This window comes from Umezawaea sp. Da 62-37 (assembly GCF_032460545.1).
Classification (GTDB): Bacteria; Actinomycetota; Actinomycetes; order Mycobacteriales; family Pseudonocardiaceae; genus Umezawaea.
This window is the reverse complement of record NZ_CP135965.1, coordinates 7,667,725-7,683,009: the sequence shown is the minus strand read 5'-3', so window position 1 is coordinate 7,683,009 and position 15,285 is coordinate 7,667,725. Positions and strand designations below refer to the sequence as shown.

12 protein-coding genes and 1 riboswitch are annotated in these 15,285 nt (G+C 71.0%); of the genes, 9 read left to right on the top strand and 3 right to left on the bottom strand.

The annotated features are described in order from the left end of the window. Positions 1 to 71: 71 nt before the first annotated feature. Positions 72 to 200, bottom strand: a riboswitch (FMN riboswitch). 618 nt (positions 201 to 818) lie between these two features. After that, the gene (locus RM788_RS35465) at positions 819 to 1,454 is read left to right on the top strand and encodes an LPXTG cell wall anchor domain-containing protein (RefSeq protein ID WP_315923327.1); all 636 of its coding nucleotides are present in this window, start codon (positions 819 to 821) and stop codon (positions 1,452 to 1,454) included. A gap of 127 nt (positions 1,455 to 1,581) precedes the next feature. Here the strand turns inward: RM788_RS35465 and RM788_RS35460 are convergent, their stop codons facing one another. Continuing rightward, positions 1,582 to 2,376, bottom strand: coding sequence for a mechanosensitive ion channel family protein (locus RM788_RS35460; protein WP_315923325.1), 795 nt, complete (start codon positions 2,374 to 2,376; stop codon positions 1,582 to 1,584). A 203-nt stretch (positions 2,377 to 2,579) separates the two neighbouring features. Beyond that, entirely contained in the window at positions 2,580 to 4,028 is a 1,449-nt protein-coding gene (locus RM788_RS35455) for an alpha/beta hydrolase (RefSeq protein ID WP_315923323.1), read from the bottom strand. A 189-nt stretch (positions 4,029 to 4,217) separates the two neighbouring features. Here RM788_RS35455 and RM788_RS35450 point away from each other — a divergent pair, with 189 nt between their 5' ends. The 5 genes from RM788_RS35450 (at position 4,218) to RM788_RS35430 (ending at position 9,077) form a co-directional block, all read left to right on the top strand. Continuing rightward, on the top strand, positions 4,218 to 5,420 hold the full coding sequence (locus RM788_RS35450; RefSeq protein ID WP_315923321.1) for a PucR family transcriptional regulator: 1,203 nt from the start codon (positions 4,218 to 4,220) through the stop codon (positions 5,418 to 5,420). A gap of 204 nt (positions 5,421 to 5,624) precedes the next feature. Next, a complete protein-coding gene (locus RM788_RS35445) occupies positions 5,625 to 6,554 on the top strand; it encodes an ACP S-malonyltransferase (protein ID WP_315923318.1) in 930 nt (309 codons plus the stop codon). Beyond that, positions 6,551 to 7,528, top strand: a complete 978-nt coding sequence (locus RM788_RS35440) for a beta-ketoacyl-ACP synthase III (RefSeq protein WP_315923316.1) — start codon at positions 6,551 to 6,553, stop codon at positions 7,526 to 7,528. Before RM788_RS35445 ends, RM788_RS35440 begins: the two co-directional genes overlap by 4 nt. Before the next feature lie 77 nt (positions 7,529 to 7,605). Next, complete coding sequence (locus tag RM788_RS35435) at positions 7,606 to 7,845, top strand: acyl carrier protein (protein WP_106195628.1); 240 nt, start codon at positions 7,606 to 7,608, stop codon at positions 7,843 to 7,845. Beyond that, positions 7,842 to 9,077 carry a beta-ketoacyl-[acyl-carrier-protein] synthase family protein gene (locus tag RM788_RS35430; RefSeq protein WP_315923312.1) on the top strand — a complete coding sequence of 412 codons (1,236 nt, stop codon included), beginning with the start codon at positions 7,842 to 7,844 and terminating at the stop codon, positions 9,075 to 9,077. The genes RM788_RS35435 and RM788_RS35430 overlap by 4 nt, the downstream gene beginning before the upstream one ends. Positions 9,078 to 9,369: 292 nt before the next feature. On the opposite strand, the gene RM788_RS35425 is transcribed toward RM788_RS35430, so the two are convergent. After that, positions 9,370 to 9,972, bottom strand: a complete 603-nt coding sequence (locus RM788_RS35425; protein ID WP_315923310.1) for a hypothetical protein — start codon at positions 9,970 to 9,972, stop codon at positions 9,370 to 9,372. A 708-nt stretch (positions 9,973 to 10,680) separates the two neighbouring features. Here RM788_RS35425 and lanKC point away from each other — a divergent pair. The 3 genes from lanKC (at position 10,681) to RM788_RS35410 (ending at position 15,235) form a co-directional block, all read left to right on the top strand. Next, positions 10,681 to 13,230 carry a class III lanthionine synthetase LanKC gene (gene lanKC, locus RM788_RS35420; RefSeq protein WP_315923308.1) on the top strand — a complete coding sequence of 850 codons (2,550 nt, stop codon included), beginning with the start codon at positions 10,681 to 10,683 and terminating at the stop codon, positions 13,228 to 13,230. A 67-nt stretch (positions 13,231 to 13,297) separates the two neighbouring features. Next, entirely contained in the window at positions 13,298 to 13,456 is a 159-nt protein-coding gene (locus RM788_RS35415; RefSeq protein WP_315923306.1) for a SapB/AmfS family lanthipeptide, read from the top strand. Between the two features lie 153 nt (positions 13,457 to 13,609). Continuing rightward, the gene (locus RM788_RS35410) at positions 13,610 to 15,235 is read left to right on the top strand and encodes an ABC transporter ATP-binding protein (RefSeq protein WP_315923304.1); all 1,626 of its coding nucleotides are present in this window, start codon (positions 13,610 to 13,612) and stop codon (positions 15,233 to 15,235) included. Positions 15,236 to 15,285: the final 50 nt, after the last annotated feature.

Genomic DNA, 15,285 nt, shown 5'->3' with positions numbered 1-15,285 from the left:
CTCCACATCCCCAGGGCGGTCCGGGGGCGTGGCGCGTCACCGGTGCGGCGGGCATGCCGGACACCGGTGGCGTGCGCGCCTCTCATCCGGACTCTCACCGTCGACCCCGGAGTTCCACCGGGTCAACCGCGGGCCGTGGGGCACGCGGGTCGTGGGCTGTCACCACCGGTTCGGACTTCCACCGACCCCGGAACGCACGTCTCCTCTTGCGGGAACATCGTCGCGCGGTCGGACTGTTCCGTCAGCATTTGTGACGTGCGGCACTCGTTCGGCGTAGACCGCAGGTCATCCCACCTGTCCAGTGGTCGTCATCCCGGTCGCACGGGGGGAGGTGGGCGCCGAGCTGATGTCCACTGTGGACCCGCCGTCGGCTTTCGCCGTGCCCGGCGGCACGGCGTCGCGCACGCGGCGCAGGAGGACATCGGCATTCGGCGGATCCCCCTGCGCCCCGACGATTTCGGGTCCCCCGAACTGATGGCCGAGGTTCGCTCTTTCGGTGCGCTCCAACGGTGTGACGAGGCCGCCGGGGAGTGCGAGGCGGACGGCCCCGACCGCGGTTCCGGGCGCCCTCGCGACCACGGGATTCACATACGTGCGCGGAGACGACGTCGTTCACCGGTGTGATGGTGATCTTGGCGGCTTCTACCCGACCGGGTGACGACATGTCGGATTCCGGCCTACCCGTGACCAGAGCGTTGCCGAATAGCGACCTTTGGGTAGGCCGACGTTGCTACGGTCCCCTGCGGCGTCACCCAAAAGGGTGACCCGTTTGCATTTCACATTTCGTGTTTTCGCGAGAATCCAGAGCAGGAGACCACATGGCAGGCAGAGTTCTCGGTGCGATCACGGTGACCGCCACGGCTGGTCTGGCCTTGCTGGCACTGGCGATCCCGGCTTCCGCGCACACCCCGACCGCCAAGGCCGAGTGCGTCGCGGACAAGGCCGTGGTGAGCGTGAAACTCGCGTCCTACGCCCGGAGCGGCAACACCATCGTGGTCAAGGACGGCCAGACCGAACTGGTCAGCACGTCGTTCGGCGACAACTACGAGAAGTCCTGGACCCTTCCCGGCGACGTCGCCCACACCTTCACCATCGCCGTGAAGGCCTCCGACGGGGACCAGAACAACTTCTCCAAGACGCTCAAGACCGAGGCGTGCGTGAAGCCCACCGCGCCGAGTTCGAGCACCAGTGCCTCGAAGCCCAGCACGCCGGCGACGTCGGAGAGCGCCCCGCCGTCGTCCGTCGAGGTGCCCCCGAGCGTGCCGGCCTCCTCCGAGCCCGCACCCACGACCACCACCACCAGCCCGGCGGGCGCGGGCGGTGGCGAGGGAGAGGCCACGCCGCCGCTGGCCGCCACCGGCGCTTCGCCCGGTTGGCTGCTGCTGTCGGGCCTCGGCCTCGTCGGCGCGGGCGCCGTGGCGATGGTCGTCGTGCGTCGCAAGCGCGCTGCCTAAGCACCCCCGCACGAACCCGGTAGGGCGTCCCCGCACTCGCGCGGGGGCGCCCTACCGGCGTTTCCGGGCCCTGAACGCCACGAGGGCCGTCCCGCGGCGCGGAACGGCCCTCGTGGTCACGTCGGGACTAGTCGCCGGGCGTGATCGGCATCCCCGCGGGCGGCGTCGGGGCCTCCGAGGCCGACTGCTGCGCGGAGGTGCGACGACGGGCGCCCGCCGTGACCGGCTCCTGCGAGCGGCGCGGCTCCGGGGCGGTGCGGGCCACCTCGTCCTGCGCGCGGGTCAGCCAGCCCTCCCAGCGCTGCTGCATCGGGCGGACCAGACCGCCGCCGACGCCGATGATGACGACGCCCGCCACCGTGGCGAGCACGGCGATCAGCACCGGCATGGTCACCGAGACGGCGATGCCGAGCTGGTTGAGCGCCGCGATGACGCCCAGCGCGACGATGAAGCCGTAGGTGGTGTTGGCGAGCGCCTTCGTGTACGACCGGCCGCCCAGCGCGCCGGTCACCAGGCCGCGCAGGGCGTTGCCGATCGCCGAGGCGACGAGCACGAGCACGAGCGCCACCACGATGCGCGGCAGGTAGGCGATCACGTCGTTGAGCAGGGCGCTCACCGCGTTGCCGGTGCCGAAGACGCCGAACGCCATCTGGAGCGCGATCAGCAGCACGAAGTAGTAGACGAGCTTGACGATGAGACCGGACGCGTCGAAGGACGACTGCTCGGTCATCCTGCCGAGACCGGACCTCTCGACCAGGCGGTCGAACGAGACCCGCTTCAGCAGGAAGCCGACCGCCTTCGACAGCGCCTTGGCGATGAACCAACCGATCACCATGACGAGCGCGAAGCCGAGCAGCTTCGGCACGAACGTGGCGATCATGGCCCAGGCCTGGCCAAGACCTTCGGTGATCTGGGAACCCACGACGCCTCCAAGCTTCCGTCAACGGCTTGATCCACTGACCCGGAAATGGTTTCCCGAAGCGGTACCACTCGGCAATTCGACGCACGGGCACGAAAGGGTGACCGAGTGGCGATTCCCGCGGACCCGGTTCACAGTGGACGGACCGGTGGGGACCGGGGAGAGGGAAACCGCCCGGCGCTGTCGTCCGCGCCGGGCGGTTTTCGTCAACCGGTCGATCGGCCGGGGAGTCCCGCGGTGTCCAGGAAGGACTCGACCGAGCGCTCGGACGGCCGCGACGGGTCCGGCCGGGGGTCGCCGGGGCAGGTCGACGAACTCGCCGGGAGCACGCCGTCGACGAGGTAGTGGTCCACGGCCGCGTCCACGCACGCGTTCCCACTGGCGTAGAGGCCGTGCTTGCCCTCGTCCAGCACGGTGATCAGGTTGTCGCCCAACCGACTCGCCATCGCCGGGCCGCCCTCGTACTGCGTCTGCGAGTCTCCCTCGGCCTGCACGACCAGGCCGACCGGGTAGCCGTCGCGCTTGAGCTGGACCATCGGACCCGGCGGCGTGAACGACCGGAACGTGCACGCGGTCGGCGCGGCGCGCAGGACGCCGAGGCCGTAGGGGTAGCGGTCGCGGAACACCCGCATGTCCTCGTAGTAGGTCTCCAGGTCGCGCGGCCAGTCGGCCTCGCAGGTGACGGTGTCGAAGACGCCCGACTGGAGTTCGCCCGCGGCCGCGGCGGCGAACCTCGCGCTCTGCTCGACCGCGGCCTTCGGGTCGGTGCCGGTGGTCAACCCGCCGACGATGCGCCCGAGCTCCGTCCACAGCGGACGGTAGCGGGCGCCGACGCCCACGGCGGCGTCGAACTCGGTCCTGGTGTGCCCGCCGACCGGGTCGACGGCCAGCCTGGCCGACGCCTTCTCGACCAGGGCCATCACCTCGGCGCCGGAACGGCCGAGCCGGAGGTCGCCGTCGTGCAGCGCCGCCCAGTCCGCCCACTGCTCGACGTTGCGCCGGGTGGCGATCGCCTGCCCCTTGGCCTGCTGGCGCCACAGCCATTCCGGGTGCACCGAGGAGTCCAGGACGCTGCGGTCGAGGCGGTCGGGGAAGAGCGTGCCGTAGACGGCGCCGAGGTAGGTGCCGTAGGAGTAGCCGAGGTAGTTGATCCGCTGCTCGCCGAGCACCTCCCGGATCACGTCCAGGTCCCGCGCGGTGCTCTCGGTGTTGACGAACCTCCGGATGCCGCCCCCCGACGCCTGGCAGGCGTCCTCGACGGCGTGCGCCTCCGCTGTCCACTTCGGGAACTCCGAGTCCGGCGGCCGCGAGTCCACGGTCGCGATCTCCGGCTTCACCCGGCAGGTGAGCGCGGTCGAGTCGCCGACGCCCCGCGGATCGAACCCGATCAGGTCGTAGGACTTGGCCGCCGCGGTCTTGGAGAGGTAGGCGGGCATCCGCAGACCGGACCCGCCGGGGCCGCCGGGATTGGCGACCAGCACACCGAGGCGCGGCTGCCCCGTCGCCTTCCGGCGGCTGATCGCCAACGAGATGCGGTCCAGTCCGGGATCCGCGTAGTCCAGCGGCACGACGACCGAGGCGCATTCCAGGCCGCCCTCGCACGGCGTCCAGGCCGGTGTCTGGTCGTGGAACTCCGCCAGCGGATCGGGGGGCACCGCCGGCGCAGGCACCGCCGAGGTCACGAGGACCACGAGCGATGCCAGCCCCGCTGCGAGGAGCCTCCGCGAGTACCGATGTCCCGTTGATGAGCGCACCCACCGGACGTTAGGACCGTTCGCCCCGCAGCGAACGCTTGTGTCACCCGTTGCGGTGATCTCCGGGCGCGACGTGCGATCGTTGACGGCATGACCAGCCCAGCCGGCGTCGAAGGGCAGCAGGCTTGGCCTGAGCTGTCCCGCTCGACGTTGCGCGACCTCGAACGCGCGTCGGGCGACCTGGCCGCGTCCAGCGTGTCGGAGATGGAGCGCAGGCTGCCGTGGTTCCGGCGGATGCCCGCCGACCAGCGCGCGAGCGTGCTGCTGCTCATCCAGAACGGGGTCGCCGGGTTCGTGTCCTGGCTGGACGACCCCCGCCAGGCGATCCGGCTGACCGCCGAGGCGTTCCGCTCGGCGCCCAAGGACATCTCCCGCTGGGTGAGCCTGCGGCAGACCGTGGAACTGGTGCGGATCGCGCTGGAGCTGTTCGAGCAGCAGCTGCCGGGGCTCGCCGCCGACGACGCGGAACGGGCGCGGCTCACCGAGGGCGTGCTGAGGTACGGGCGCGAGATCGCCTTCTCCGCGGCCACGTCGTACGCGGCCGCCGCCGAGGCGCGCGGCGCGTGGGACGCCCGGCTGGAGGCCCTCGTCGTCGACGGGATCGTGCGCGGGGACGCCGAGGAGTCGCTGCTGTCCCGCGCGGCCGCGCTCGGCTGGGACCCGGCGGCGGAGGCGACCGTGCTGGTGGGCAACCCGCCGTCGGACGACCCGCCCGCGGTCGTCTACGAGGTGCGCAGCCGGGCCGCCCGCAGCTCCCGTCCGGTGCTGCTGAGCGTGCAGGGGTCGCGGCTGGTGGTGGTGCTGGGCGGCGAGACCGACGACGGCGACGTGCTGGGCAGGATCGCCGAGGCGTTCGGCGAGGGCGCGGTGGTCGCCGGGCCGACCGTGGCGAGCCTCGCGGAGGCGCACCGCAGCGCCAGCGACGCGCTGTCCGGGCTGCGCGCGGTCGTCGGCTGGCCCACCGCGCCCAGGCCCGTGCGGTCGCTCGACCTGCTGCCGGAACGGGCGCTCGCGGGCGACCCGGAGGCCGAGTGGCAGCTCGTCGACCGGATCGCCAGGCCGCTCGAGGAGGCCAGCGGGTCGCTGCTGGAGACCGTGGACACGTTCCTCGAGGTCGGCGGGGTGCTGGAGACGTGCGCGCGGAAGCTGTTCGTGCACCCGAACACCGTGCGCTACCGCCTGCGCCGGGTCACCGAGCTGACGGGCCGCAACGCGCACGACGCGCGGGACGCCCTCGTGCTGCGCATCGCGCTGTCGGTGGGGCGGCTGGCGAAGGCGCGCGGTCTGTGGTGATGTGCCGCCGAATGTCGCTTTGCGCCGGGCGGGTGTGACCGACACCGCACCCGCCAATAGGTGACACAGGTCGCTGTGCACAACACGCGACGACGTTCTCCGGACATGTCGGGGCAATCTTTGTCGGAACCCTACAAATAGATCCCCAGGACTTCGTCGACAACGGCATCACTGCGAACGCCCCCGACCGTGTTCAGTTGCACTGTGATCGCACTCCTCGCCCCCGGACAGGGTTCGCAGACTCCCGGCATGCTCGGCCCGTGGCTCGAACTCGACGGCGCCGAGCAGCGGGTCGCCGCCTGGTCCGCCGTGACGGGCCTCGACCTGGTGCGCCTCGGCACGACCGCCGAGGCCGAGGAGATCAAGGACACCTCGATCACCCAGCCGCTCGTCGTGGCGCTCGCGCTGCTCGCGTTCGAGGAGTTGCGCCGCCGGGTCGAACTGCCCCCGGACACGATCATCGGCGGGCACTCCGTCGGCGAGCTGGCCGCCGCCGCGATGGCGGGCGTGCTCAGCACCGACGACGCCGTGGCGCTGGCCGCGGTCCGCGGGGCCGAGATGGCCGCCGCGTGCGCGCTGCACCCGACCGGCATGGCCGCCGTGCTCGGCGGCGACGAGGCCGAGGTGCTGGCCCGCCTGGCCGAACTGGACCTCGCGCCCGCCAACCGCAACGGCGCGGGCCAGATCGTCGCGGCGGGATCGCTCGACGCGATCGACGCGCTGGTGCAGTCGCCCCCCGGCACCGCGAAGATCCGCAAGCTGCAGGTCGCGGGCGCGTTCCACACCTCCTACATGGCCCCGGCCGAGGAGGCGCTGCGCACCCGCGCCGCGGGCATCGTCACCAAGGACCCGGTGCTGCCGCTGCTCTCCAACGCCGATGGCACGATCGTCACCGACGGCGCGGACGTGCTGCGCCGGCTGATCTCCCAGGTGACCCGCCCGGTTCGGTGGGACACCTGCCAGGCCACCATGGCCGGGCACGCCGTGCACGCGGTGGTCGAACTGCCCCCCGCGGGCGCGCTGACGGGTCTGGCCAAGCGAGAGTTGAAGGGCACCCCCACCTTGGCTTTGAAGACTCCGGAGCACCTCGACAAGGTCGCCGAGCTCCTGGCCACCGCGGAGGCCGGTCGATGACCTCCATCACACTCCCGGCGGGCCCCGCCGGGACGCGCATCCTCGGCATCGGGAGCTACCAGCCCGAGACCATCGTCACCAACCACGACCTGGCGAAGGTCATGGAGACCTCGGACGAGTGGATCCGCGACCGCGTCGGCATCGTGAGCCGCCGGTTCGCGGGCAAGGACGAGAAGCTCACCGACATGGCCGTGGAGGCGGGCGCGAAGGCGATCGCCGACTCCGGCCTCGCCCCCACCGACGTCGACGCCGTGATCGTCGCGACCTGCACCATGCCGTCGCCGATCCCGAACGCCGCGGCGCAGGTCGCCGAGCGCATCGGCGTGACCGCCGCGCCCGCGTTCGACGTGAACGCCGCGTGCGCCGGGTTCTGCTACGCGCTGGCGACCGCGTCCGACATGGTCCGCTCGGGCAGCGCCCGCAACGTGCTGGTGATCGGCGCCGAGAAGCTCACCGACTGGGTGGACCCGACGGACCGCTCCACCGCGATCATCTTCGCCGACGCGGCGGGCGCCGTCGTGGTCGGTCCCGGCGACGAGCCGGGCATCGGCCCGGTCGCCTGGGGCAGCGCGGGCGAGATGGCGGACTCCATCGCCATCGCCGATCGCCACTCCTCGATCCACCAGGAGGGCCAGGCCGTCTTCCGCTGGGCGACCACCCAGATCGCCCCCGTGGCGATCCGGGCGGTCGAGCTGGCGGGCCTGGAGCTGTCCGACGTGGACGTGTTCGTGCCGCACCAGGCGAACCTGCGCATCGTGGAGGCCATCGCGAAGCGGTTGCGCAGCAAGGGTGCGCGTGAGGACATGGTCATCGCGCGTGACATCGTGGAGTCCGGCAACACGTCCTCGGCGTCGATCCCGCTGGCGCTCGACCACATGCGGGCGGCAGGCGAGATCTCCAGCGGTGACGTGGTGCTGCTCATGGGCTTCGGAGCGGGCCTGTCCTACGCGGGACAGGTCGTCCGGTGTCCGTGAGCGGACTCCCCATCAGTGCCCCGGCGGGAACGGGACTGCCGTCCCCGCCGTCCACAGCAAGAAGGAAGGGACTTTCAGTGAGCAACGAGGACATCCAGAAGGGGCTTGCCGAGATCGTCGAAGAGGTCGCCGGTGTCGCAGCTGACGACGTGACGGTCGAGAAGTCCTTTGTGGACGACCTGGACATCGACTCGCTGTCCATGGTGGAGATCGCCGTGCAGGCCGAGGACAAGTTCGGCGTGAAGATCCCGGACGACGAGCTGGCCAACCTCAAGACCGTGGGCGATGCGGTGACCTACATCGCTAGCAAGGCATGACCACAAATCACGACGTCGTCGTCACCGGGCTGGGTGCCACCACCCCGCTCGGTGGCGATGTCGCCTCCACCTGGGACGCGCTGCTCGCCGGTCGCAGCGGCGTGTCGACCAACGACATGGACTGGGTCAAGCACTTCGACCTGCCGGTGCGGATCGCCGCGCAGCTCGCGGTCGACCCCACCGACGTGCTCCCCAGGGTCGAGGCCCGGCGGCTGGACCGCAGCGAGCAGGTGGCGATGATCGCCGCCCGCGAAGCGTGGAAGGACGCCGGTCACAGCGACGACACCGTCGACAAGGACCGCCTGGCGGTCATCGTCGGCACCGGCATCGGCGGCGCGATGACGCTGCTGAACCAGGACGACCTGCTCGAGCAGCACGGCCTGCGCAAGGTCTCGCCCCTCACCATCCCGATGCTGATGCCCAACGGCCCGGCCGCGCACGTGGGCCTGGAGTTCAAGGCCCGCGCCGGGGTCCACGCCCCGGTGTCGGCCTGCGCGTCGGGCGCCGAGGCGCTCGCGTGGGCGTGGCGGATGATCCGCACCGGTGAGGCCGACGTCGTGGTGGCCGGAGGCGCGGAAGCGTGCATCTGCGCCATCCCGGTGGCCGGTTTCTCGCAGGCGCGCACGATGAGCACCCGCAACGACGAGCCGGAGAAGGCCTCGCGGCCGTTCGACACCGCTCGCGACGGGTTCGTCCTCGGTGAGGGTGCCGGGATCATGGTGCTGGAACGCGCGGACTTCGCCGCCGCGCGCGGCGCCAAGGTCTACGGACGGCTCGCGGGCATCGGCACCAGCTCCGACGGCTACCACATCACGGCCCCCGACCCCGAGGGCACGGGACAGGCCAGGGCCATCGCCTCCGCCCTGCGGACGGCCGGGCTCGACCCAAGCGACGTCGGCCACGTCAACTGCCACGCCACGTCCACCCCGGTGGGCGACGTCGCCGAGACGGTCGCCATCCGCAAGGCGATCGGCGACCACCCGGTGCTGAACGCCCCGAAGGGCGCGCTTGGCCACCTGCTGGGTGCGGCGGGAGCCGTGGAGGCGATCATCACGCTGCTGTCGATCAGGGACAGCGTGGTCCCGCAGACGCTCAACCTGGACAACCTGGATCCGGCGGTGGAGCTGGACGTGGTGGCAGGGGAGCCGCGGAAGGTGAAGCTGGACGCCGCCGTGAACGACGCGTTCGGGTTCGGTGGGCACAACGTCGCATTGGCGTTCACGCCCGCGTAGGTCGCTGCGTGCCGGAAACCCGGTCGCACATGCCCGCCCTGGGCTCCGCCGTTGGCGTGACAGGGGCGGGGGTGTGGGGCCGGGTTTTTGGGTTTTGCGGGGGGGGTGCCGTGGTGGGTTGCGGGGTGTTGTTTTGCAGCGGCTCGACACCGGGTGTCGGAGCCGCCGTTCTCCGGGTGCGGCCAGCTTGACTTGGGGCCCCTCTTTTCGGCCCTCGGCGGTCTGCTCGGTGCCGTTGCGGTGGGCAGGCTTGTTGGGTGGAGAGAGCTGCTGGCCGCTGCCGTGCTTCTGGTCAGCAGGCTTCGAACTGGGGGGTGTAGCCCTCTGGGCCCGCGTCTACGCGGAGGGTGCCGTCTTCGTCGCGCAGGGGGTAGACGACGTGCCAGCGGATGCAGTTGACGGGGAGTTCCAGCGGTGCCTTGGTGGGGTCCTGGACGCTGGTGAAGCTGATCATGGCGCGTAGGCGTTCGGTGGAGGCGGCTTCTACGCGTTGCACGAGGACGGTGCCGTCGTAGGTGGACTCGTAGTCGTGTTGCCACTTGGCCTCGGTGAAGGGGCGGCCCGCGTCCTTGGTGACGGTGGTGCGCCAGGTCTGGAAGTCGCGGCTGTTGATGGCGTCGAAGTAGCGCTGCAGCAGCAGTTTGACGCGTTCGCCGTCGGGGTGGAGTTCGGCGTCGACGCTGAGCTTGACGGCGGGGTCGCCGGGTTGTTCGGCGGGTGGGAGCGGGTTCGGGGAGGCGCTTGCGGAGGGGATGGGGTCGGAGGCGCCGAGTTTGGTGGGGTGCTGGTAGAGGTCGTGGGCGAGGAAGCCCCCGGCGACGGCGGCGACGGCCACCAGGAGGGCGGTCGGCAGGACCCAGCGGGCGCGGGGGCGCCTGTGCTCGTCGGTCGTCACGGTTTCGAGCGTGCCACAGCGGGGCTGGTCGTCCGGAACCGGCTGCTCGTTACCGGATGGCTCGGGTGAACCCGTTAATGCACTCGACAGTGTGACGAGTACGTGTTCAATCCGCCATTTTCGCGTGAGGGGCCTCATAAATATCGATCGGGGGACACTGATTCCCCTATCGGGTCGATTGCCATGACGGATGGCGCGACGAGTGCGCACGATGGCGATTTGCAGAGTGCAACAATCGTCGAAGGGCGGGTCGCGTGAGCTGTTCTGGCGACCTGGGCAAATGCTGGGCCGTACCGCCGAACGGGCAAATTCGGCGGGGCTAAAGGCCCTATATTTGCCATCGCCCTACAGGCCTAATGGGCACGCAGGGTGATGGCATGTGAAATGCGATCTGTTTTTCAGCCGCAAAACCCGGATGTCGCAGGTAGAGGCCGGTACGGCTTCGTGAACCGATCGGTTTCGTTTAGTTCATGAACTGCGCGTTGCGGGAGCGTTACGCACCATCGGGCATCGCGATCGAGTGAACCCATCCTCAGTCAGTCGACAGCGAGTCGTAAATGTGAGGGTAGGTCATTGAATTTAGGCCCTCTAACGGTCTACGGCGCGTCGCCCGACTGGTGGATTGGAATCGTTGTGCGAACTGTGCGGGAATATGCCGGTCCCACTAACGGGTTGGGAACATCCGAACTTCCAGGGGAGGTAATTCCGATGGATCTCCGCTATGAGGCCTACTGCTTCGCGGATCGTCACTTCTACGACGTCCAGAGCCAAGCGGAAACCTCCGTCGACGATTTCTCCCGTGAACTCCCCGAGCTGCCGGACGGCTGGTCGCAGGGTGAGAAGAACATCTGGCGCCACCTGCACCCCAAGGGCGCCGTCCTGGCAAAGCAGGGCTGGAAGATCCACGTGTCGGCGACCGTGGCGAACGCAGGCCGCGTCCTCAAGACCACCTTCGACTACTGCGTCGAGCACCGGATCTCCTTCAAGTACCTGCGCACCCGGTCGATCGTGCTGGCCCGCAACTCGAAGTACGCACCCCGCGAGGCGAGCGGCAAGCTGATCGCGATCTACCCGGCCGACGAGGTCGAGCTGGAGCGGATCCTGGTGGAGCTGGCCCCGCTGCTCGACGGCGAGGACGGCGCGTACATCCTCAGCGACCTCCGCTTCGGCGCCGGTCCGCTCCACGTGCGCTACGGCGGGTTCGTCGAGCAGTGGCTGGAGGAGGACGGCAAGCAGGTCCTGGCGATTGAGGGCCCGGACGGCGAACTCGTGGCCGACCAGCGCAAGCCGAACTTCTGGGTGCCCGAGTGGGTCGAGCTGCCGCCGTTCCTGGTGCCGCACCTGGCCGCCCGCAACGGGGGCGACCCGGACGAGTTCCCCTACAACGTGGTGCGCTCGCTGCACTTCTCCAACGGCGGCGGCGTGTACTTGGCGACCCGCAAGGCCGACGGCGCCGAGGTGGTGCTGAAGGAGGCGAGGCCGCACGCGGGGCTGGATCGCGAGAACGTGGACGCGGTCGCCAGGCTCGACCGCGAGTTCAAGATCCTGACCAGGCTGGACGGGCTCGCCGGTGTGCCGCAGGTCTACGACCGCTTCACCGTGTGGGAGCACCACTTCCTGGCCATGGAGTACATGCCGGGCCGTCCGCTCGGGCAGTGGCTCGGGATGCACTACCCGCTGACGCACAACGAGGTGGACGAGGAGCGGCTCGCCGACTACCGCACGCGGGCCCTCGCCGTGGTGGACAAGGTGGAGCGCACGATCCACGCGCTGCACGAGCGGGGTGTCGTCTTCGGCGACCTGCACTCGCTCAACGTCCTGCTCGACGAGGACGACGGGATGTCGCTGATCGACTTCGAGCTGTCGTCCACCGTGGAGGACCCGCGCAAGCCGACGCTCGGCGCCACCGGTTTCCAGGCCCCGCCCGACCGCGAGGGCTTCGAGATCGACGAGTACCCGCTCGCCGCGCTGCGGCTGTGGCTGTTCCTGCCGCTCAACGAGGTGCTGGAACTGGCGCCGTCGCGGTTGGGGGCGCACCTGGACTTCATCCAGCGCCGGTTCGGGTTGTCCGACGAGTACCGCGAGCGGATCAGCTCGGTGCTCACGCCCCGCGTCGAGGTCGCCCCGGCGCCGGCGCGGACGGTGCTCGACGAGCCGGAGCCCGACTGGCGCGCGGTCCGCAAGGACATCGCGACGGCCATCCTGGCCAGCGCCACCCCCGAACGCGCCGACCGGCTGTTCCCCGGTGACATCGAGCAGTTCGAGGTCGGCGGCGCGTGCTTCGCCTACGGCGCGGCGGGCGTGCTGCACGCCCTGCACGTCAGCGGGCAGGGCAGGTTCCCCGAGTACGAGCAGTGGCTCCAGGACTCCGTGCGGCGCGATCCGCCGAAGCAGCCCGGTTTCTTCACCGGCGCGCACGGCATCGCGCACGTGCTGGAGAACTTCGGCCACCACGACCTGGCGACCGACCTGGTCACCGAGTACGCGAAGACCCTGCCGGGAACGGTCGACCACGGGCTGGGCAGCGGCCTGTCCGGTGTCGCGCTGAACCTGCTGCACTTCGCGGACGTCCGTCACGACGACGACTTCCTGGCCCAGTCGATCGACATCGGGGATCGGCTGGGCCGGGAACTCCAGTTCGCGCCCCCGCCCGGTCCGAAGGCGAAGGCCGGTCTGCTGCACGGCTGGTCAGGGCCCGCGCTGCTGTTCCTGCGGCTGTTCGAGCACAGCGGCGACCGCTCCTGGCTCGACCTGGCCGGGCAGGCGCTGGACCGCGACCTGGCCGAGTGCATGGTCGCGCTCGACGGCTCGACGCAGGTGCGCGACGGCGGCTTCCGCACGCTCCCCTACGTCGAGGTCGGCGGCGCCGGCATCGCCATGGTGCTCAACGCCTACGCCCGGCACGCACCCGACGCGGAGAGCGTCACCCGACTTCCCGACCTGCTGCGCGGCGCGGCGGGCGAGTTCGTGATCCACCCCGGCCTCGCGCTCGGCCGGATGGGTCTGCTCGCGACGCTCGCCCAAGCCGTGCGGCGGCAGCCCGACCCGGTGTTCGAGCAGGCGATGCGACGACACCTGGCCGCGCTCGCGTGGCACGCCGTCCCCTACCAGGGCGGCCTGGCGTTCCCCGGAATCCAGCTGCGCAGGCTGTCGATGGACCTGAACACCGGCGGTGCCGGAATCCTGTTGGCGCTGGCGTCCGTGCTGGACGGAGATGGATCAGTCCTCCCGTTCCTCGGAGCCGCGCCCACCCCCTAGAACCCCCGGCCCCGTGTGGCTGGTGGAGCAGTAACCCCGAGTAGTTCGCCGGAAGAGGAGCAAGACAATGGGATTCATCCTCGACATGCAGGAGCTCGAGACCCCCGAGGCCCCGTCCAACGCCATGGCGAGCGGCCACGGCGGCGGCGGTGGCAGCACGACGGCCTCCAACGCGAGCCTGCTGCTCCCCTGCAGCCACTCCACCGTGAGCCTGATCCTCTGCTAGGTCTCACCCCGGAGGCCGGGTGAGCGGCACAAGCGAAGTGTGCCGCTCACCCCGTGACACAAGGGTCCGACGGTAGCGACCGACCACGAATCGGTGCGGCTGCCGTCGGGCCCTTCCCCATGATGCGCCCACCTCTCACCGGAGGGAACAGCGATGGCCCGACCGGGCGACGCGCTGCTGGTCGACGCGGCGAAGTACGACCACCGCTGGCTGCTGCTCGTGCTGAACGCGGCACTGGCCACGACCGCGGGGCTGCTGCTGCCCGCGGCGCTGGCGAGCACCGTCGACATGGCGCTCGCGGGCCGCTTCGACTCCCCCACCGTGCTGTGGCTGGTGTCGATGGTGTCCGTCGAGGTCGTCGGCGACGCGATCGGCGTGGTGCTGGCCGCGGCGATCACCGCCAGGGTCACGGCCCGGCTGCGCCACCGCGTGTCCGCCCACCTGCTCGAACTGGGCCACCCGTCGCCGTTCGCGGCGGGGGACGCGGTCAGCAGGGTGACCGGCGACTCCGCCATCGCGGGCGGCATCCCGGTGATCATGATCGTGCTGGCCGTGACGGTCCTCAGCTCCGTCGGCGCGGTGGTCGCGCTGGCGCTGATGGACTGGCGGCTGGCCGTGGTGTTCCTGCTCAGCGTGCCGCTGGCGATGCTGCTGGTGCGCACGCACATGCGGCTCACCGCCGACGACGTCGCCACCTACCAGGAGGTGTCGGGCGAGCTGTCCGCCCGGCTGCTCGACGCCGTGTCGGGCCTGCGCACGATCGCCGCGTCCGGCACCGCCGAGCAGGAGTCCCGGCGGGTGCTGCGACCGCTGCCGACGCTCGCCGCGGCGGGCGTCGGGATGTGGCGCACGCAGGCGAAGATGATCTGGCGGGCCGGGCTGCTGCTGCCCGCCGTGGAGCTGGCCGTGCTGACCGCCGCGGGTTTCGGCGTCGTCGCGGGCAGGCTGACCATCGGCGACCTGCTGGCGGCGCTGGGGTACGTGGCGCTCGGCATGGGCGTGGTCGGCCAGCTGCCCGCGCTGACGACGTTCGCCCGCACCCGCGCGAGCGCGACCCGGCTGGCCGAGGTGCTCGACACCCCGCCGCCCCGCCGCGACGCGCCGGCCGCGCCCGCGTCGACGGGTGATCTGGAGCTGCACAACGTGACGGTCGGGAGCGCGCTGCGCGACGTGCACCTGCGGATCCCCGCGGGCACGTTCGTCGCCGTGGTCGGCCGGTCCGGCGCGGGGAAGTCCGTGCTGGCGGCCGTGATCGGCGGACTGTCCACACCGGACAGCGGCGAGGTGCGGCGCGACGGCGAGGTGGGCTACGCGTTCGAACGGCCCGCGCTGCTCGGCGCGACCGTCGGCGACTCGATCCGCTACGGCGCCGACGCGGGGAAGCGGCGGGTGCGCGCGGCGTGCGAGGCCGCGCAGGTCCACGACGTGGTCGTGCGGCTGCCCCAGGGGTACGACACGCCCATGGCCGACACGCCGCTGTCCGGTGGCGAGGCGCAGCGCCTCGGCCTGGCGAGGGCCATCGCGCGCGACCCGGACCTCCTGGTGCTCGACGACGCCACCGCCAGCCTGGACATGGTCACCGAGGCCACCGTGGACAAGGCGATCGAGGCCGCCCTGCCGGGCCGGACCAAGGTCGTCGTCACGCACCGCGCCGCCACCGCCCGCCGCGCCGACCTCGTGGTGTGGCTGGTGGACGGCGAGGTGCGCGCCACCGGCTCGCACGAGGCGCTGTGGCTGGACCCCGCCTACCGGGCCGTGTTCACCGGAGGCGACGAGTGACGGCCGCCGTGGCCCACGAACGACTGTTGATCGAAGGATTACCGGTTCGA

Coding starts and splice junctions, on each gene's coding strand:
- RM788_RS35465 (WP_315923327.1), top strand. CDS start 819: ATGGCAGGCAGAGTTCTCGGTGCGATCACGGTGACCGCCACGGCTGGT.
- RM788_RS35450 (WP_315923321.1), top strand. CDS start 4,218: ATGACCAGCCCAGCCGGCGTCGAAGGGCAGCAGGCTTGGCCTGAGCTG.
- RM788_RS35440 (WP_315923316.1), top strand. CDS start 6,551: ATGACCTCCATCACACTCCCGGCGGGCCCCGCCGGGACGCGCATCCTC.
- RM788_RS35430 (WP_315923312.1), top strand. CDS start 7,842: ATGACCACAAATCACGACGTCGTCGTCACCGGGCTGGGTGCCACCACC.
- lanKC (WP_315923308.1), top strand. CDS start 10,681: ATGGATCTCCGCTATGAGGCCTACTGCTTCGCGGATCGTCACTTCTAC.
- RM788_RS35415 (WP_315923306.1), top strand. CDS start 13,298: ATGGGATTCATCCTCGACATGCAGGAGCTCGAGACCCCCGAGGCCCCG.
- RM788_RS35410 (WP_315923304.1), top strand. CDS start 13,610: ATGGCCCGACCGGGCGACGCGCTGCTGGTCGACGCGGCGAAGTACGAC.